This window comes from Citrobacter portucalensis (assembly GCF_002042885.1).
Taxonomy (GTDB): domain Bacteria; phylum Pseudomonadota; class Gammaproteobacteria; order Enterobacterales; family Enterobacteriaceae; genus Citrobacter; species Citrobacter portucalensis.
Map to the genome: position 1 here is coordinate 241519 of NZ_MVFY01000007.1, position 20182 is coordinate 261700.

General features: G+C 52.5%; 11 protein-coding genes. 4 read left to right on the forward strand and 7 right to left on the reverse strand.

The annotated features are described in order from the left end of the window. The first annotated feature begins 345 nt into the window (after positions 1–345). Positions 346–7311, forward strand: coding sequence for an autotransporter outer membrane beta-barrel domain-containing protein (locus tag BZK40_RS13110; RefSeq protein ID WP_079934784.1), 6966 nt, complete (start codon positions 346–348; stop codon positions 7309–7311). 221 nt (positions 7312–7532) lie between these two features. On the opposite strand, the gene ychF is transcribed toward BZK40_RS13110, so the two are convergent. Further along, complete coding sequence (gene ychF / locus BZK40_RS13115) at positions 7533–8627, reverse strand: redox-regulated ATPase YchF (protein ID WP_003020818.1); 1095 nt, start codon at positions 8625–8627, stop codon at positions 7533–7535. Between the two features lie 115 nt (positions 8628–8742). Beyond that, a complete protein-coding gene (gene pth / locus BZK40_RS13120) occupies positions 8743–9327 on the reverse strand; it encodes an aminoacyl-tRNA hydrolase (RefSeq protein ID WP_003020814.1) in 585 nt (194 codons plus the stop codon). Between the two features lie 274 nt (positions 9328–9601). Here pth and ychH point away from each other — a divergent pair, with 274 nt between their 5' ends. After that, entirely contained in the window at positions 9602–9883 is a 282-nt protein-coding gene (gene ychH / locus BZK40_RS13125) for a stress-induced protein YchH (protein ID WP_003833480.1), read from the forward strand. A 126-nt stretch (positions 9884–10009) separates the two neighbouring features. On the opposite strand, the gene lysC is transcribed toward ychH, so the two are convergent. Further along, complete coding sequence (gene lysC, locus BZK40_RS13130; RefSeq protein ID WP_048224056.1) at positions 10010–11371, reverse strand: lysine-sensitive aspartokinase 3; 1362 nt, start codon at positions 11369–11371, stop codon at positions 10010–10012. Between the two features lie 608 nt (positions 11372–11979). Between lysC and BZK40_RS13135 the strand changes: the two genes are divergently transcribed. Together BZK40_RS13135 and BZK40_RS13140 are read left to right on the forward strand one after the other, a co-directional pair. Beyond that, a complete protein-coding gene (locus BZK40_RS13135; protein ID WP_008784983.1) occupies positions 11980–13365 on the forward strand; it encodes a diaminobutyrate--2-oxoglutarate transaminase in 1386 nt (461 codons plus the stop codon). A gap of 15 nt (positions 13366–13380) precedes the next feature. After that, on the forward strand, positions 13381–14844 hold the full coding sequence (locus BZK40_RS13140) for a pyridoxal phosphate-dependent decarboxylase family protein (RefSeq protein ID WP_079934770.1): 1464 nt from the start codon (positions 13381–13383) through the stop codon (positions 14842–14844). 827 nt (positions 14845–15671) lie between these two features. On the opposite strand, the gene dauA is transcribed toward BZK40_RS13140, so the two are convergent. From dauA to lolB, 4 genes are all read right to left on the reverse strand, one after another. Beyond that, on the reverse strand, positions 15672–17354 hold the full coding sequence (gene dauA, locus BZK40_RS13150) for a C4-dicarboxylic acid transporter DauA (protein WP_071692414.1): 1683 nt from the start codon (positions 17352–17354) through the stop codon (positions 15672–15674). Positions 17355–17478: 124 nt separating this feature from the next. Continuing rightward, positions 17479–18426: a ribose-phosphate diphosphokinase gene (gene prs / locus BZK40_RS13155; RefSeq protein ID WP_001518537.1), complete on the reverse strand. Its 948-nt coding sequence runs from the start codon at positions 18424–18426 to the stop codon at positions 17479–17481. 269 nt (positions 18427–18695) lie between these two features. Then, on the reverse strand, positions 18696–19547 hold the full coding sequence (gene ispE, locus BZK40_RS13160) for a 4-(cytidine 5'-diphospho)-2-C-methyl-D-erythritol kinase (RefSeq protein WP_032943712.1): 852 nt from the start codon (positions 19545–19547) through the stop codon (positions 18696–18698). After that, positions 19544–20167, reverse strand: a complete 624-nt coding sequence (gene lolB, locus BZK40_RS13165) for a lipoprotein insertase outer membrane protein LolB (RefSeq protein WP_003833422.1) — start codon at positions 20165–20167, stop codon at positions 19544–19546. Before lolB ends, ispE begins: the two co-directional genes overlap by 4 nt. Positions 20168–20182: the final 15 nt, after the last annotated feature.

Below are 20182 nucleotides of genomic sequence, written 5' to 3' on the forward strand. Positions count from 1 at the left end.
GGTGGTAATCCCCCCTGGAGCTTTTTAATCATGAAGCTATTAGTTAACGACATGCTGAAAATATATATCGATAATATGTACTCACCAGAATGTATCCTTCCGCTAACCAATAAAATGTCGTGTAACACCATTTAAAATTCAGCACGATAATCTTTAAAGATTTATTTTTATAGATGATGTATCTATAAATAACGCATTATTCATTATATATACCCTAGAAGAGGGGCGGCAAGTAAAATCACTCACGAAACGCCTGAGCTAAAAATCAGGCACTGATAATTTTGGCCCAAATTCACCTGTGAAGTAATCGCGAAAGAAAATGGGCTGTTAAAAGCGAGTGAGATGATGAACAAAGTATTTAAGGTTATCTGGAGCGTAGCCCGCTCGTGTGCCGTTGTTGTTTCCGAACTGGTACGTGGAAACGTACAATCAAGCAGTTCTTCGCTTATTACGGAAGAACAATACAGCGCAGAATTCCAGAATGCATATGTTTTTCGAATGGCACCTGTCGCTTTATTAATGCTTGCACTTTTTCCAGCGAAATCACAGGCAACAGATTATGTAGTAGACTCCATGACCCCACAAGATGCCATAGAGATAACAGTGAGTGGACGGGATAATACATTGTCAGGTAGCTTTTCGAATGTTTCGTATGGTAATAGTGGTTACACCAATATGACTCTGGGTGAGGCTTATGATAAAGGTCTTCTAGGTACTAATAGTGAGTATGTTAAGAATAACAACATATTTAACATCGGCTCGCAAAGCAAAGTAATTGACTTTATAGATCCAGTTACCGGGAATACGACATCAATAGCGGTCTACGATAATGATGCGATGGTCATTAACTCTCTCGCCGACTTTAATGTTACGATTTCAAATGCCGTGGGTGCTAACGGCCAGTATATAGATCGTAATCTATACAACGTTAATAGTGGAGCCACTCTTGATGTCAATGTTGGAAGTCAGGATGCCAACTGGATTAATGATAGGGAAAACTTATTTAGTGCTGTTTTCAAAAGTTCAAATACGAGTAGCATAAATAAAGCATCAGTTTTTAATGTTTCCAGTGAGTCTGGTGACAAAGCAGAGCTTAATTACCATTCTAAAACAATAGCCCAGTTAGGTAATGATTACAACAATCACAGTGGTGGCACGGCTATTGCGTACCCAGTGATTGACGAATTTACAGGTGAGTTCACCAGCAAACTTGGGCCACAAAATGTGACAAATGTGGAGGAGTTTAAAGCTTACAACGCTGCGTTAATCGCAGCGATTGAAAAAGGTGAGCTCTCAATGACCAGTGCAGAGTACAACGCTGAACTGAATTTGGCGCGAACTACCGGGTCTATCCCTATTTATGCGAATGAGGATGGGATTGCGTCTGATGATGCAGTTAGAGGAACGGTTAATCGTGATACCGTCTCCTACATCCACGGAACCGGCAAAGATGCCGTTATTAACATTGATAAAGACGCTAATCTGCAACTTTTTTGGTCTGATGCATCGCTGGTTAACCTGGAAAATGGTGCAACCTTAATCAATGAGGGCACACTAGGGTCGAATAACAATACGCTTCGTGGGGCCTATGTCGTCGCCGTTCACAGTGGTTCTGTATTTGAGAACAACGGGGTTGTTGATGCAGGGACTAACCCTGACATGGCTGAAAAATTGGGTTCGAGCGCAGCATTAGTCGCAGCAGGCCAGCACACGGCTATCCTGGCAAACGGCACATCCACTATTAATAACAATGCCACTGGCGTGATTAACCTGGCAACGAGCTCTTCTCAATACAGTAATAAAGGTGTCCTACTCTCTTCGTCTGCGGTGCTGACAAATGATGGCACGATCAATGTCGCATCAACAACGCAGACGAGTACCACTGGCACACCGGTCACAACAGGTGTTGAGGCCGGCCAGCAATCAACATTCAACCATAACGGCATGTTGTACATTGGCCGGGAGGCTCAACGTGAGGGTCCGGATGCGACTAACGACCTTCGTATTTCGGGAGACTCCATCGGTGTTCTGTTATCAGGCAGTGCGACGTATAACGGAGATGCGGCCTCAAAAATCGTAATAGGTTCTCAGACAACGAACGCAACAGCCATCGTTGTTAAAAATACCGCGACGTTGAATCAAAATGGCACGATAGAGATCAATGGCGAACTGCCTGGCGAATCCTCGATTGCCAACGTGGGGCTCAACGTAAAATCAGGTACCAGTGAAAACCGGGTCGTGAACAAAGGCATTATCAATCAGAACGGGCAAAACAGTATCGGTATTGATGTGGAAGCCGGTGGGAAAATCACGCACGCTGGTGTCATTAACGTCAACTCCGGTGTTGATGAGGGTACGCATTACGCTAACTACGGTATCCGGGCAAGCGGTGAGGATGCCCTCGCGGTAGTATCAGGCGAAGTCAATCTCAATGGCGATTATGCCATCGGTGTGCAGGCGCGTGATAAAGGCACTATCACCCTGGTGGATAACGGAACGGTCACTTTCAATGACGGGAGTCACCAGACAGGGTATTACATCTACGGTTCTGGAGCGTCAATTATCGATAATTCCACGAGTAATCAAACGGTTTCGACGACAGATTCGACGCTTTATCGCGTCGATGGCGGCGCTGCGTTTGATGGCTCCAACACCAATATGTCACAAATGAATGCAACGGGTGATAACTCCACCATTATCCTTACGACGGACGCAGGCAGCAGTTTTAACTCCGGCAAGCTGGCGTTAAGCATTATAGGCGAAGGCTCAACTGGTGTTCGCATTGAAGGCGGCGCGACGGGGATAATCACGGCGGATGCCGATATTGTTAAAGTCGCCGGTAAGGGCACAACGGCGGGCGTTGTTGACGGAAACTACTATGCCCTGGACGGCGAAGTCGTAGAAGCCAAAAAAGGTGAGTCGGTATTAACCAGCTATGCCACCCTTGAAACGGCCAACACCGCTGACGGTGCTTTCGGCTATATCGCCCGCAATGGCGGTACGCTAAATCACAAAGGTACCATTGACTTTGATCAGCCTGACAGTACCGGGGTGCTGATTTCCGGCGGTACGCTGAACAATGACGGCGATATTCAGGTGAATGGCGTGGCGGTCAATATTCAGGGCGCAGATTCCGTGGTGAACAATATCGCGACAGTTTCTGCCACCGATGGCACCGCGGCGTATCTGGTCGGGAGCGACGCAACGCTTAACCTGACCGGTGAAGGGCAAACTACCGCTGACGGCACGGCGCACGCCATTCTGTTGGCAAGCGGGGCGAAAGGGCTGGTCGTTGATGGCGCAACCATCACGATGGCCGCGGGCGGCAGCGGTAACGCCATTGAAAACCAGGCCAACCTTGCCGGTATTCAACTCAAAGAGACCCACATTACCGTCGGAAACGGCGTTGGTGTGCATACCGGGGCTTCCATGGATCGGATCAACTCTGGCACCATCAACGTCACTGGCAGCGGCACAGGTATCCTGTTTGAAAACATTGATGGTTCGCAAACCAATCAGACTCTGGATATGTCCGATTCGCGCGACCTGGTCATCAACGTCCAGCAGGCGAGCGGCAAAGGGATCGTCACCAATTCGTCCGCAGACCTGAAAACCGGTGCCAGCGTGAACGTGCTGGACCGCGATGGTGCAGAAGCGCTGGTCGTCGGCGGGACCACGAAAAATATTGAACAGTCGGGCGAGTTGACGTCGGTTTCCACCTCGCATGCGGTGGTCGATGCAGATAACGGCTCACTGGAAAGTTTCCTTAATAAAGGGGTGATCCGCGCGCTGGATGCTTCGCAAAAAGCGTTGGAAATCGTCAAAGGTAAGGGTATTGCCTTTACCAATGCCGCGGAAGCCAGCATCACTGGGATGGTGAATTTACTGAGTGGTGACAATACCATCACGCTGGAGTCCGGCAGTACGGCAACGGATATCACCACCGGTGACGGCAGCGATCTCTTCGTGCTGAAAGACATCAAGACGACTGAAACGTCGCTCTTCACCAGCCTGAATGGCGGAGAAGGCGAAGACACGCTCCGGTTGCAGAACGCGCAGTACAGCCTGAACAGTGCCGACGCTATTACCGGCATGGAGCATATCGATCTGACCAGCAACTCGGTGTTTACCGTCAATGACGTCGACTTCGCCCTGGGTGATTCGAAAGATGATGCATCAAATACGGGTTACAGCATCGATGCGAATAGCACGCTGCAACTGAACGCGACCGGCGATCTAGAGTTCAACAGTCACCTATCGGGAACCGGGAGCGTGTCTGTGGATGCGTCCGGCAAGGCGTTTGATTTTACCGCTAACAATGCCGCAGACGGTTTCCAGGGCACGCTTGCGCTGCAAAACAGCACCTATGAATTGACCGGACTGAACACTCAGGCGCTGACTCAGGCGAGGCTGATCGCGGGTGAAGGTAGCATCACGCATGTTGGCAAGGGCGAACAGAATATCGGTGGGCTGGCGTTTAACGGCGGCACGGTGAGCTTCGACGGTGTTACACCGGGCAAAACGCAAGCGGATGGTACGATCCATGCGGGTGAAATGGATCTGAGTGGTCGCGGGACCGTTCAGGTGGATACCGGCAGCGTCAGCAACGATCGTCCGCTGACGGATACGACGCTCTCCCTGCTTGAACAGGACGACGCGCAGGAATTGATCAAACTGGTCACCTCTGACACCGCTGTGCAGGGTGGTGCGGGCAACCTGACGTTAACCGACAAAGACGGCAACGTTATCAGCGATGGCGTGGTGGCTGACATTGAGCAGAATGGCGACGTGGTGGCCAAAGGCACTTACGATTACCGCCTGACCGGTGGCGAAAACGACGACGGGCTGTATATCAACTACGGGCTGACGCAGGTCGAACTGCTGGCGTCCGGCAGTAACGCACTGGTGCTGGATGCTAACGGTAAAACAGGTAATGCCGCTGACCTCAGCGCCCGCGTCACCGGTTCAGGAGACCTGGCCTTCGACAGTGCCAGAGGCCAGACCGTGTCTCTCTCCAATATGGATAACGACTACACCGGTGTCACCGATGTGCGCAGCGGCAACCTGCTGATGAAGAACAACGACGTGCTGGGGCAGACCAGCGAACTGAGTCTGGCATCTGACACCGGTTTTGATATGAACGGCTACAGTCAGACGGTCGGTAAACTGACTACTACTGTCGATTCTCTGCTGAACATTAATGGTGGCAGCATGACGATTGCGGACGGTGGCGAGGCTAACGGCACTTTAACAGGTAGCGGCGCGCTCAACCTGAATGGCGGAATGCTGACTGTCACGGCTGAAAACAGCACTCTGGCAGCGAAAACCACTATTGCCGAAGGGGCAACGGCGCTGCTGAACTCCACGCTGGGCCTCGGCACCGGCGACATCGTGGCGGCCGGTACGCTGGCGTTAAGCAATGCCGCAGGCGTACTGTACAACGCCATCAGCGATAACGGCAGTGTTGAACTGACCGACAGCGATGTGGTGCTGGCCGGTAACAACAGCGAGTTTACCGGAACCTTTGACATTGATGGTGGATCGCAGCTTACCGCGTCCGTGGCTGAACATCTGGGCGATGCGGCGGTGAAAAACGCCGGTTCCCTGGTGCTCAACAGCGCCAGTAGCTGGGACCTGAACAACATTGTTTCCGGTGCGGGCAGCGTTACCAAGCTCGGCAGTGGCACCATCACCGTGGGCGAGAATGCCGAGTGGACCGGTGCCACACGCATTGAGCAGGGGGGCCTGCAGCTGGGCAGCGAGATTGCTTCAGTGGTGCTGAGCAGCAAGCAGGTCAATATCGCAGAACAGGGAACGTTATCCGGGTTTGGCGGCGTGGCAGGTGATATCAACAACGCTGGTCTGCTTCAGGTTGGCACCGCTGAGAGTATAGGTACGCACACATTTACGGTGGGCGGAAACGTCACCAACAACGGTACGATGGCCACCGGTGTGTCCGGTCAACAAGCCGGTAACCAACTGGTGATTAAGGGTAACTATGCGGGCAACGATGGGCTGCTGTCACTTAACACCGCGCTTGGCGACGATAAATCCGTCACCGATAAGCTGGTGGTGGAAGGCGATACCTCCGGCAACACGTATGTCACGGTGACAAACGCCGGGGGCAAAGGGGCGGCGACCATCAACGGTATTGAAGTTATTACCGTTGAGGGGGCGTCCGACGGTGATTTCACCCAGAAAGGCCGTATTGTTGCCGGGGCGTATGACTACACCCTGAACCGCGGTACCGGTGAAAACAGCAGTAACTGGTATCTGAACAGCAGCAAAACGGACCCGGGCACGGATCCGGGTGATAAAGAAACGCCGGATCTGCGTCCGGAAGGCGGCAGCTACACCGCAAACCTGGCGGCGGCTAACACCCTGTTTGTGACCCGTCTGCACGATCGCCTGGGTGAAACACAGTTCATCGACGCGTTAACCGGCGAGCAAAAAGTCACCAGCATGTGGATGCGTCACGTGGGCGGCCACAACAACTGGCGTGATGGCAGCGGGCAGCTCAAAACGCAGAGCAACCGTTACGCCGTTCAACTGGGCGGTGATGTGGCGCAGTGGAGCCAGAGTGGTCTTGACCGCTGGCATCTTGGGCTGATGGCCGGTTACGGCAACGACCACAGCAATACCCACACGTCACGTACGCAGTATGGTTCGAAAGGGTCTGTGAACGGCTATTCCGCCGGGGTTTACTCAACCTGGTATGCCAACGACGAGACGCACAGCGGGCTGTATGTCGATACCTGGGCACAGTACAACTGGTTTAACAACAGCGTGAAGGGTGAAGGTCTGCAGGGCGAATCCTATAAATCGAAAGGGGTGAACGCCTCGGTGGAAACCGGCTACACCTGGAAAATGGGGGAATACCAGACGCGTGAAGGTTCGACCAACGAATGGTATATCCAGCCGCAGGCACAGGCCGTGTGGATGGGCGTGAAAGCCGACGATCACCGTGAAAGCAACGGCACCCGCATCACCAGCAGCGGTGACGGTAATGTGCAAACGCGACTTGGTGTGAAAACCTGGATCAAAGGCCACAGCCAGCTCGATAACGGTAAAGCGCGTGAGTTCCAGCCGTTTGCCGAAGTTAATTGGCTGCACAATACCCGTGATTTCAGCACCCGGATGGACGGCGTTAACGTCAGCCAGGCCGGAACGAAAAACCTGGGTGAGGTGAAAGTGGGTGTCGAAGGGCAGGTCAGCCCACGTTTCAACCTGTGGGGCAATGTCGGCGTGCAGGTGGGTGATAAAGGCTATAATGACAGTGCGGCAATGATCGGCGCGAAATGGAACTTCTGATAATCGTCTCCTGACCTTTTTGCCAGGCAACCAGTGGTTTGCCTGGCAATCCTGCTGGTTGGACTGACCCCACGCTCGTAGACAAATTCTTTCCTCACGACGGGGCCTGTTCAATAAGTTGAGACATTATGAAATGAAAAATCCACGCAATTGCGTGGATTTTATAGGGTTTTGTGATTTTCATGAGATTCGATGAAACCTCACGAGACAACAAATTTTATTTAGACGTTGAACAGGAAGTTCATGATATCGCCATCTTTGACGATATAGTCCTTACCTTCGGCACGCATTTTCCCAGCTTCTTTCGCACCTTGCTCACCTTTATAGGTGATGAAATCTTCAAACGCGATGGTTTGTGCGCGGATAAAGCCTTTCTCGAAGTCGGTATGGATTTTACCGGCTGCCTGCGGAGCCGTGGCACCGACAGGAATGGTCCATGCACGGACTTCTTTCACGCCAGCAGTGAAGTAGGTCTGCAGGTTCAGCAATTCGTAGCCAGCACGGATAACGCGGTTCAGGCCCGGCTCTTCCAGACCCATTTCAGCCATGAATTCTTCACGGTCAGCATCATCAAGTTCTGCGATGTCAGCTTCAACGGCAGCGCAAACGGCAACCACAACAGAACCTTCGGCAGCCGCGATTTCGCGCACTTTATCGAGGTACGGGTTATTTTCAAAACCGTCTTCGTTGACGTTAGCGATGTACATTGTTGGCTTCAGCGTCAGGAAACTCAGGTATTTGATGGCCGCTTTGTCTTCGTCAGTCAGCGTTTTCAGCGCACGCAGCATGCCAGCGTTTTCCAGCTGTGGCAGGCATTTTTCCAGCGCAGCCAGTTCTGCTTTAGCGTCTTTGTCGCCGCCTTTGGCCTTCTTCTGCACGCGATGGATAGCGCGCTCACAGGTGTCGAGGTCGGACAACGCCAGCTCGGTATTGATAACTTCAATGTCGTCAGCCGGATCCACTTTGTTATTAACGTGGATGATGTTGTCGTTTTCAAAGCAACGCACCACGTGGCCGATAGCTTCGGTTTCACGGATGTTGGTCAGGAACTGGTTACCCAGGCCTTCACCTTTAGACGCGCCTTTTACCAGACCGGCGATGTCGACGAATTCCATCGTTGTTGGCAGGATACGCTGCGGTTTGACGATTTCGGCCAGCTGATCCAGACGCGGATCGGGCATCGGGACAACACCGGTGTTCGGCTCGATAGTACAGAACGGGAAGTTTGCCGCTTCAATACCCGCTTTTGTGAGCGCGTTGAACAAGGTGGATTTGCCTACGTTTGGCAAACCGACGATACCGCATTTGAATCCCATGTTTAAATCACCTTAATCTTTTGATATTCAACCTGTTATGGAAAACAGATTGTAGAAATGTAAATAACTTTGCCTATTATACACAGCACGCGAGAAAAATGCCGCACATCGCTGCTTATTGCGCTTTAAAGGTGTGTAACCGGCTCGTCGCTTTGGTCAGGCCATCTTTGAACAAAATCTCGGTACAACGTGCCGCTTCGTCAATTGCTTCATCAATTAACTTCTGTTCTGAAACAGGCGGTTTGCCTAAAACAAATCCGACAACTTTGTTTTTATCGCCCGGATGGCCAATTCCAACGCGTAAACGATGAAAGTTGGGGTTATTACCTAACTTACTAATGATGTCTTTCAGGCCATTATGTCCGCCATGACCGCCGCCAAGCTTAAATTTGGCAACGCCTGGCGGCAGGTCTAACTCATCGTGTGCGACCAAAATTTCATCGGGGTTAATACGATAAAAACTGGCCATCGCACCGACAGCCTTGCCGCTCAGATTCATAAATGTGGTTGGCACCAGCAGACGGACGTCTTCACCTTCAAGCGTAACTCTGGAGGTGTAGCCGAAGAATTTCGGCTCATCGCGCAGGGGAGCGCGTAATCTTTCTGCCAGCAGATCGACATACCATGCGCCTGCATTGTGTCGCGTTGCCGCATACTCTGCGCCGGGGTTTGCCAGGCCGACAATCAATTTAATCGCCACGTGTTTTGTCCTGAGTGTTTCGATAAACGACGTGTAGTTTACTGTCTGACGCTGCTGTTGACAAAAAACTGCGTGCTTATCGCCAAAAGCTGAATAATTGCACAAATGGACTATTAGAAAATGAGTGTGTTCAGTGGCTTATTTGTAAAGTTTTGTTGCATGAGTGTTTGTAATTGTGATCGCTCCCGCACTTGCGAACGGCAGTGTTGTCTATACTTTACACATAAGGATTAGGGGTATTCCCTGTAACAACCCAAAGTTCCGGAGGTGACACATGAAACGCAAAAACGCTTCGTTACTCGGTAACGTGCTCATGGCTTTAGGGTTGGTGGTGATGGTGGGTGGTGTTGGTTACTCTATTTTAAACCAACTGCCGCAATTTAATCTGCCACAGTTTTTCGCACATGGTGCCGTGCTCAGTATTTTTGTTGGTGGAGTCCTCTGGTTGGCCGGTGCCAGAGTGGGGGGGCACGAACAAATCAGCGATCGTTACTGGTGGGTGCGCCACTATGACAAACGCTGCCGTCGCGGTGATACCAATCATCGGCATAACTAAATAGCTCTCCCAACTCGGAGTGCAGTTGTTTGAACACAAAGTCCTGGTTTAAAAACCAGGGCTCTGCTTGTTCGTCAGTACTGGATTAAACGACTTCTACCCTTGGTGGCATACTACAAAGAAGCGTTATTCGAATAACCGATAATGTAACGCTTTGATCGCGCTGTCTGCATTGTCAGCCGGCAACAGGATACTCAGGTTGTCGTTTGACGCCCCATGGCAAATCATTCGTACCGTATGCTCTTCAAGCCAGGCAAAAACGTCTTTGCAAACTCCCGCAGCCTGTGTGAGTTGATTCCCCACCAAAGTGACCAGCGCCAGCCCGGTTTCCACTTCCACACGACAGTGGGAGGACAAGGCGGTAAACAATGCGGTGGTCAACACATGGTCTTCACCTGAGGTTGCATGAGTGGCGTCCAGCGCCAGCGCAATACTATTCTCTGAGGTTGTAACCAAATCCACCGTGACCGCATGGCGAGCTAAAATGGCGAAGGACTGCGCCAGGAAAGAACAGGAAGGTTGCTTCTCCAGACTGTGTAACCGCAACAGCGTCTGTTTACGACGCACGGCGAGCGCGCGATAGCGAGGTGGATTATCGGTGGTGTTGTGCACCAGCGTACCTCCGGCGGCAGTATCCTTACTTGAGCCAACAAAGACCGGAATGCTTTTACGCATTGCCGGGAGCAGTGTCGCCGGGTGGAGGACCTTCGCACCGTAGGCGGCCATATCGCTGGCCTCGGAAAATGAGATATGGTCGATTCGTTTGGCCCGCGGCGCAATGCGTGGGTCGGTGGTGTAGATCCCTGCAACGTCGGTCCAGATGTCAACGCGTGTGGCGTGAAGCGCCTCACCGAGAAGCGTAGCCGTGTAATCACTACCGCCGCGTCCAAGCGTTGTGGTGTGTCCTGCGGCATCACGCCCGATAAATCCCTGAGTCACCATAATCGCTTGCTCAAGACGAGGGCGCAGGTGAGTCTCCACCTGGTGGTGCAGTGTGCCAAGCTCGGGTTCGGCGCAGCCGAAGTTCGAGTTAGTACGCATCACGCTGCGGGCGTCAAACCACCCGGCCTCGGCATGCCGTTCACGTAAGACTTCAGTAAACAGTAGCGAGGACATCAGCTCGCCATGGCTGACTAACTCATCGCTTAACGCATCAGACGGCGAAACCATCGCCGTTTGTGCAAGTCGACGTATATTGTTTAGAAGATTATCGATTTCCGTGCTGATAACGGACGGCTGCTTCAGGCGGGAAATAATGTTGTATTGGATGGCGCGTAAAGTCTCAATCTTATCTAATTGTTGATGTGTTTCCAGACCTTCAGAAAGCTCAACCAGTAAGTTTGTCACGCCTGCTGAAGCAGACAAAACGACTAAACGGACATCTTGATCAGCAAGGACAATGCTGGCGCTGCGGTTCATCGCATCAAAATCAGCGACGCTGGTGCCGCCAAATTTGGCAACGACGGATGGTGGATAAATGCGAGTCATAACAATCTCATATCAGGGCGCCATAAAAGTATGGCTAGAAAATTTTCATTCTCGGCATAAGGGAACGAAGTTCGCCTTACGAAATGTCCGCCCGCGAACATTTCTGCTGACAACCCAGGGAATACCTGTTGTCGATAACGCGTGTCGCCTGTACGCGTTATCGGGTGCTGCGCATTAATTTTATCTACATAGCCTGCAAATAAGCGCGCCATACTAAGTGATTTATATTTAGGGATCGACTTTTTTATTCGATTTATCGACAAATAAGTGAAAAATCATGGCATCACAAGATATCGCGAGCATCATTAATGGTAAAAACGTGTAAAAAAATAATAAAAACACGAAAATTCCATGGTTTTTATTAGATTGTCTGCGTTGCAATTAGCTGCAACATTGTTAATTAAATAGATATATTTCTTTAGGATTTAGTAATGGTAAATAGTTGTTACGCTTTGAATTTAAAGGGGAAAGTTGTTATTTTCAATGCCGAAAAATAAATGATTGAGTCCTAAGCTAAAACAACATATATTAGCCGCGCTTTTTTACAGGTAATCCTTATAACCATTTATTCAATCAGGCGTTAATCTACACCTGGTTGTAGGAGTGATATGATGACGGATAAAGTCCGTATTGATACTTTAAGTGCTAATTCATTACCACAGAGCAATGATACCTTTTTAGCAAGACAGGCTGAGTTTGAATCTAATGTCCGCAGCTATCCACGTAAACTGCCATTAGCGATCGCTAAAGCGCAGGGCGTCTGGATTACTGATGTAGAAAATAATCAATATCTTGATTGCCTGGCAGGTGCCGGAACCCTGGCGCTTGGTCATAACCATCCTGAAGTGCTGCAGAGCATTCAAAGTGTCATCACAAGCGGCTTACCGTTACATACGCTTGACCTTACCACGCCGTTAAAAGATGAATTCTCATCATATTTACTTTCTTTATTACCGGGTCAGGGCAAAGAATATTGTCTGCAGTTCACCGGTCCGTCCGGCGCAGATGCTGTTGAAGCGGCACTGAAGCTGGCGAAGAAAGTCACCGGCCGTTCCAGCATCATCAGTTTCTCCGGTGGATACCACGGGATGACCCACGGTGCGCTGTCCGTGACCGGCAACCTGTCGCCGAAAGAAGCGGTCAGCAACATGATGGCGGAAGTGCAGTTTATGCCGTATCCGCATCAATACCGTTGTCCGCTGGGTATCGGCGGCGACGCTGGCGTTAAAGCATTAACCTACTACTTCGAAAACCTGATCAACGACGTTGAAAGCGGCGTGCGTAAACCAGCTGCCGTGATCCTCGAAGCGGTGCAGGGTGAAGGTGGCGTGAATCCGGCTCCGGTCGAGTGGCTGCAACGCATTCGTAAAGTGACGCAGGAACATGGCATTCTGCTGATCATCGATGAAGTTCAGGCGGGCTTTGCACGTACCGGTAAACTGTTCGCCTTCGAACATGCCGGTATTGAGCCAGATATCATCGTGATGTCCAAAGCGGTTGGCGGCGGTCTGCCACTGGCGGTGCTGGGCATTAAAAAGCAGTTCGATGCGTGGGCTCCGGGCCACCACACTGGTACTTTCCGCGGCAACCAGTTGGCGATGGCGACCGGTCTGACAACGCTGAAGATCCTCAAAGATGACAAGATTGCCGATAAAGTTGCTGCCCAGGGCGAGTGGCTGAAAGGCAAACTGGCTGACCTGCAGAAACGCTACCCGGTTATCGGCCAGGTGCGCGGTCTGGGTCTGATGATCGGCCTGGAAATCGTGAAGCCGAACGAAGCGCAGGATCACATGGGCTGCTACCCGGCCGATGGCGAGCTGTCCGCGTTGCTGCAGAAAAAATGCTTCGAAAATGGGCTGATTCTGGAGCGTGGTGGCCGCAACGGTTGCGTGCTGCGCCTGCTGCCGTCACTGCTGATCACCAACGCTGAACTGGAAATCTTCCTCGATAAATTCGAAAACGCCCTGCTGGGCGCTGGCGTGAAGCCGGTTTAAACGGAGTTGGATCGAATGTCAGACGTAAACCCGATTCTGTCCGGCTCGGCGCAAAGCATTGCAGCTTATCAGGACGCTATCGAGCAGAGTACGCAAGCGGTCGTTGAATGGTTGAAGCAGCCTGAGATGTATCAGGGTAAAACCGTTGAGCAACTGCGTGAACGTATCAACCTGAATTTTACGTCTCAGGGCCTGGGCAACCAGGCCGCTATTGAGCGTGCGGTTGAATACTTTCTCAAAGACAGCTTGTTGGTTCACCATGCGCAGTGCGTGGCGCATCTGCACTGCCCGAGCCTGGTGATTAGCCAGGCGGCGGAAGTGCTGATCAACGCCACCAACCAGAGTATGGACTCCTGGGACCAGAGCCCGTCGGCCACCATCATTGAGATCAAGCTGATCGAGTGGTTGCGTGAGCAGGTTGGATACCCGGCAGGCGATGCGGGCGTATTCACCAGCGGCGGTACGCAGAGTAACCTGATGGGTCTGATGCTGGCGCGTGATGCTTTCTTCGCTCGCCAGGGGCACTCCATTCAGCAGGATGGTCTGACCGGTGATCTGAGTAAAATCAAAGTGTTCTGCTCTGAAAGCGCGCACTTCTCCGTGCAGAAGAACATGGCGCTGATGGGGCTGGGCTACCGTTCCGTCACCCAGGTGAAGACCGATGCGTTTTCACGCATGGATCTGGCTGACCTGAAAGACAAGCTGGCCCAGGCGAAAGCCAACGGTGAGCAGGTGATGGCAATCGTCGCCACTGCCGGTACTACCGATGCGGGCGCAATCGATCCGTTAGCGGATATTGCAGCGCTGGCTGCAGAACATCAGATTTGGATGCACGTGGATGCGGCATGGGGCGGGGCGTTACTGCTTTCTGAGAAGTACCGTGACTTCCTGAACGGCCTTGAACTGGCGGATTCCGTGACGCTGGATTTCCACAAGCAGTTCTTCCAGACCATCAGTTGCGGTGCGTTCCTGTTAAAAGATGCGCGCCACTACGAGCTGATGCGTTACCAGGCGGCGTACCTGAACTCTGATTTCGATGAAGAGGCTGGCGTACCAAACCTGGTATCGAAGTCGCTGCAGACCACGCGTCGTTTCGATGCGCTGAAGCTGTGGATGGGCCTCGAAGCGCTGGGCAAAAAGCAGTATGCCGAGATCATTGATAACGGTGTGACGCTGGCGCGTGATGTTGCTGAGTTTGTCAAAACCCAGCCGCATCTTGAACTGGTGATGGAGCCGCAGCTGGCAAGCGTGCTCTTCCGCTTCCGCCCGCAAAGTGACGACGTGGCATTTGTCGCGCTGCTGAACCAGCGTATTGGTGACGTTCTGCTGGCTTCTGGTAGCGCCAACGTCGGCGTGACCGAAGCAGATGGTGTCACCTGCCTGAAGCTAACGCTGCTCAATCCGACGGTATGTCTGGAGGATGTTAAAGTCCTGCTGGCAAGCGTGAAGGCAACGGCTGAGCAACTGTTGAACGCGTAAGCAATAAGCTTGTTATAAAAATGGCTCCCACGTACGGGAGTAATGCCAGTCAGTTAGCGCCTCAGTTTCAGTAAACTGGCGGAGGTAAAGAACATGCTATCCCGGAGATAGAGTTCCGTTCACCTCATGCTCATTGTTTCTCTGAAACACGGATTCCCGTGAACGTGTAAAGGGCGTTCTCCGCCACGCCCTTTACAATCCCGGCTCCCGGCGGGAAAATTGTTGCTACGCAATACCCTCCGCTTATTCCTCCAAGCTTCCGGGCCGGGCGCGAGGAATCGTCCCTGCAAAGCGCGCCCTGAGCCAGCATCCATGCTGGCTCTCCCGGCCTTACGGAAACACGTCGGCAATTTTCAGCCGGACCAGCCACGCCTGACCACCTGAGCTTTTACTTGAATACCTGTGAACAGCAAAACGGATATAGCTGAAAGCCAGAGCGCTGAAGCGACACCCTGGTCCGGCTGAAAATTGATGAGGCGTTGACGTCTGCCCGGGACTGCCCGCAGGGATGCGGGCAGAGGGGATGGCCTGCATGGATGCAGGCTCGGCCCCGACCCGACAGGCAGACGGCATAAGACGAATAACTCGCGCAGCGACGATTTTCCCGCCGGGAGCCTGGGTTGCAAGGGAGGCGGCGGTGAGCCTCCCTTGCACGTTCACAGGTATCTGCGCTTCAGAGAAATGACATCACTGAGGTGAACGGAACCCTGAGCAAGAATCACATGTTCACCATACATGCTTAACTGACGAGCATTACCCACGTAAGGGAGCCATTTTTTTGTCTGTCATTTGCAATCCGGCGGCGTTTAGCCTGGCCGGGCTACACGTTAGCGGATATCTGCTAGCGCAGCATCTTTATTCGGGAAGAACGTCAGACGCCCGGCGATCGGCTGAATACCCGCGCGCGCCATGGTACGTAGCGGCTGGAATTCCAGATTACTGATGCGTAATTCACAACCTTCCGGCAGACGTTTTACAAAGCGCTGGAAAGCGTCCAGGCCACCGGCATCCAGTACCGGGACCGCGTCCCACTTCAAGACTACGATGCGTTTACCTTCAATACGCGACTCGAGATCGGTAAATAATCCTTCCGCCGCGGCAAAGAACAGCGGACCAATAACGCGCAGCACCAGCACATCGTCCGGTACGTCTACGTTGACCGGCGCCAGGCGAGTCATGCGCGCAATACGACGCATAAACAGCAGAGAGGCGAGAACGATACCGACGCTGATGGCAATAACCATGTCGAACAGTACCGTCAGCGACATACACATCAGCATGACAATGATGTCGTCTTTCGGTGCATGGCGCAGCAAATCCACGACTTTATGCGCTTCACTCATGTTCCATGCCACCATCAGTAGCAGGGCGGCCATGGCGGAAAGCGGTAACCAGGAAAGCAGCGGTGCAAGTACCAGCAGGGCAAGGATCACCAGAATCGCGTGGATAACCGCAGAGATTGGCGAGGTCGCCCCGGCGCGGACGTTTGCCGCAGAGCGGGCAATTGCCGCTGTGGCGGTGATACCGCCAAAGAACGGTGCCACGATGTTACCCAGCCCCTGGCCAATCAACTCGCTGTTAGCTTTATGCTTGGTGCCGGTCATCCCATCGAGTACGACGGCGCACAGCAGAGATTCAATTGCCCCCAGCATCGCCATCGAGAAGGCTGCCGGTAACAGCGCCTGTAACGAGCTCCAGCTCAGGGTAAAGTTTGACTCCGGCATATTCCACGGCAGGACCAGCTGCGGCAGCAACTGCGGGATACCATTACCCTGTGAGCCGTCAGCCAGAATGTAGTGGAACTGAGAACCAATAGTGGCGACATGGCCGCCGGTCAGGTTCACGATACCCATTACCGCACAGCCTGCCAGCAGTGCGGGAAGGTGACCCGGCAGTCGGATCCCCAGGCGCGGCCAGAAAATCAGGATCCCCAGCGTCACTACGCCAATGGCGGCATCGCCGAAATTGATGGTCGGCAAGGCCATAAACAGCGCGCCAACCTTCTGCAGATAGTGCTCCGGGACATGGGCCATCTGCAGGCCAAGAAAATCTTTAATCTGCATGGTACCGATGGTGATACCAATACCCGATGTAAAACCTAACGTTACCGACACGGGGATATATTCGATCAGGCGGCCAAAACGAGCGAGGCCGAAAAGGATCAGGAATATCCCGGACATGAGCGTGGCAACCAGCAGGCCTGCCAGCCCAAACTGTTGCGACACCGGATACAGAATCACCACGAAGGCGGCGGTTGGGCCAGATACGCTAAAGCGCGATCCCCCGGTAAGGGCGATAACAATCCCAGCGACGGCTGAGGTATACAGGCCGTACTGCGGCGCAACGCCACTGCCTATTGCCAGGGCCATTGCCAGCGGAATGGCGATGATCCCAACGGTTATCCCGGCGATCAGGTCACGGGTAAAGCGAGAGGCAGTATATTTTTCTTTCCAACAAGCGTCGATGAGGGCGCGGAAAGGCATCACATGTGAGGAAAATAATCTGTTCACAATAATGTTTCATCCATGAGCGCATCATCTGTCAACTAAATGGCAGGTGAAGGAGGCATAAGTCATACAAATAAGTATTGCAGATAAAAAAACCCGCCGCAGCGGGTTTTTGAGCCGGGCTCGATTAATGCTCGAACATAGCAGAGATGGATTCTTCGTTGCTGATACGACGAATCGCTTCGGCCAGCATACCCGACAGGGTCAATGTACGCACGTTTGGCAGCGCTTTGATTTCGTCAGTCAGTGGAATAGTGTCACAGACAACGACTTCATCAATCACTGAGTTGCGCAGGTTGTTTGCCGCATTACCTGAGAAGATCGGGTGAGTGGCGTAAGCAAATACGCGTTTAGCACCACGTTCTTTCAGTGCTTCTGCTGCTTTGCACAGCGTACCGCCGGTATCGATCATGTCATCAACCAGAACACAGTCACGACCTGCAACGTCACCAATAATGTGCATCACCTGAGAAACGTTCGCACGCGGGCGACGTTTGTCGATGATAGCCATGTCGGTATCGTTCAGCAGTTTAGCGATAGCGCGGGCACGCACGACGCCACCGATATCCGGAGAAACCACAATCGGGTTGTCCAGGTTCAGCTGCAGCATGTCTTCTAACAGGATCGGGCTACCGAATACGTTATCAACCGGTACGTCAAAGAAGCCCTGGATCTGTTCAGCATGCAGGTCAACGGTGAGGACGCGGTCAACGCCAACGCTGGACAGGAAATCAGCGACGACTTTAGCGGTAATCGGTACACGAGCGGAACGTACGCGACGATCCTGACGTGCATAGCCGAAGTAAGGAATAACGGCGGTGATACGGCCTGCGGAAGCACGGCGCAGCGCATCAACCATAACGACCAATTCCATCAGGTTGTCGTTAGTAGGGGCACAAGTGGACTGGATGATGAAAATATCACCACCGCGTACATTTTCATTAATTTGTACGCTGACTTCGCCGTCGCTAAAGCGACCTACAGCGGCGTCGCCGAGTGAAGTGTACAGGCGGTTGGCAATACGTTGTGCTAGTTCCGGGGTGGCGTTACCAGCAAAAAGCTTCATATCAGGCACGAGAAGAACCTCAGGCATGCGTCCATTGGTGGAAAGAATCTGCCGAAAACTGTGCGGGCCAGGCAGTATCCTCTCCATGCGGTGTATTAAAGAGCGCGATGCAACGTCTGGAACAGGGTGACGTTGTCACCGCAACTCAGCTTGCCCGGCTTACTCTTTATCTTTCGCGTTTCATTTGCGCTGGCATCAATTCCTCACACCAGTTACATACTGAAATTGTATGCATCTGGCGATTCGTCATTTCGCCATCTTCCTGAAATCCGAAGGATTTAGAGTAACGCTCTGTGCAATGGGGAGAGGTTGACGCCTTTCGCCACAAAGCCTTTGAGCCATTCCGGGGCTTGCTCAAGCACCTGGCGAGCACGAGACTCAGTGTCAAATTCAGCAAAGACACAAGCCCCTGTACCAGTCAGGCGCGACGGCGCGTATTCTAACAGCCAGGAAAGCGCCGCATCAACCTCGCGAAAACGTTTTCTTGCGATAACCTCGCAATCATTGCCGAATTCACATTTTAGTAACGTTTTTATTGACCTTTTTGGCGTGTTGCGCGGGAGGTCGGGATCGTTAAAAATCACCGGTGTCGGAATACTGACTCCCGGATGAGCAACCAGATACCACTTTTCCTCAGGCTCGACCGGCGTCAGAATTTCGCCTACGCCTTCGGCAAAGGCCGCATGGCCGCGCACGAATACGGGAACATCCGCCCCCAGCGTTAAGCCGAGTGCCGCCAGTTCATCAACCGAAAGTCCGCACTGCCAGAGATGATTCAGCGCCACCAGAACGGTTGCCGCATTAGACGAACCTCCGCCAAGACCGCCGCCCATCGGCAGGCGTTTGTCGATACTGATGTCCGCACCACTCCCTTTGGGAAGGCGATTGCTTTCAGATGCCGCTTTCATCAGCAAACGTGCCGCACGGACGATCAGATTGTCTTCATGCGCAACGCCTTCCACTGGGGTTAACAGGTGAATTTCGCCGTCGCTACGCGGTGCAATATCTATCGTGTCGCCATAATCAAGAAACTGAAATAAGGTCTGCAGCGTGTGGTAACCGTCCGCACGCTGTCCGGTGATGTATAAAAACAAATTCAGTTTTGCCGGAGAGGGCCAATGGGTCATCATTTCACAATCCAGTTATCCATTTTCAGCTTAATACGCTGGGAGCCGTCGGACAGCTCCATGTTTGCTGGCATCGCTGGCTGGGTTTTGCTGTCGTAGGCGCTATAGACCACTTTCCAGTTTTTACCGTCTTTGCTGTAGTTCACTTCACTCAGACGATATTGGTCGTCGAGCTTATAATCGGTGGCGTCACCTGGCAGTCCAAGGATCCACTGGCGCAGGCTGTTTAATGGGATAGGCATGCCGGTCAGTTTGCCGATCATCTCTTCAGCGTCGTCGGCGGTGTAATGCTTGCCTTTGTTATCGACCAGTTCGACGTTGCCCGGCTGCGCATTAAGTTCCAGTTCAGTGCTGCCCAGAGGGTTGGTCAGCAGGAGACGATAGCGATCCTGACCGGTTTGCTGCCAGAAAAAGCGGGCATACACTTTCTGTTGATCGGAAATATAGGCAAACGCACCACGCGTCTGATACTGGTTCAGGGCGCGAACTTCCTGTTGGTGCTGGCGCCACTGCGGAGAATCGGGGCTTTTACCGGGACCTTTAGGCGCGTTGAGCGTACAGGCAGTAAGAACCAGGGCCGCCAGCGGCAGCAGGCGAATCAGGCGAAAATCAGGCAGGGTCATAATGATGACAAATCC

Excerpts from the sequence above, each read along its gene's own strand:
- BZK40_RS13140 (WP_079934770.1), top strand. The coding sequence starts at position 13,381 with ATGTCAGACGTAAACCCGATTCTGTCCGGCTCGGCGCAAAGCATTGCA.
- BZK40_RS13110 (WP_079934784.1), top strand. The coding sequence starts at position 346 with ATGAACAAAGTATTTAAGGTTATCTGGAGCGTAGCCCGCTCGTGTGCC.
- ychF (WP_003020818.1), bottom strand. The coding sequence starts at position 8,627 with ATGGGATTCAAATGCGGTATCGTCGGTTTGCCAAACGTAGGCAAATCC.
- lysC (WP_048224056.1), bottom strand. The coding sequence starts at position 11,371 with ATGACTCGCATTTATCCACCATCCGTCGTTGCCAAATTTGGCGGCACC.
- ychH (WP_003833480.1), top strand. The coding sequence starts at position 9,602 with ATGAAACGCAAAAACGCTTCGTTACTCGGTAACGTGCTCATGGCTTTA.
- ispE (WP_032943712.1), bottom strand. The coding sequence starts at position 19,547 with ATGATGACCCATTGGCCCTCTCCGGCAAAACTGAATTTGTTTTTATAC.
- BZK40_RS13135 (WP_008784983.1), top strand. The coding sequence starts at position 11,980 with ATGATGACGGATAAAGTCCGTATTGATACTTTAAGTGCTAATTCATTA.
- lolB (WP_003833422.1), bottom strand. The coding sequence starts at position 20,167 with ATGACCCTGCCTGATTTTCGCCTGATTCGCCTGCTGCCGCTGGCGGCC.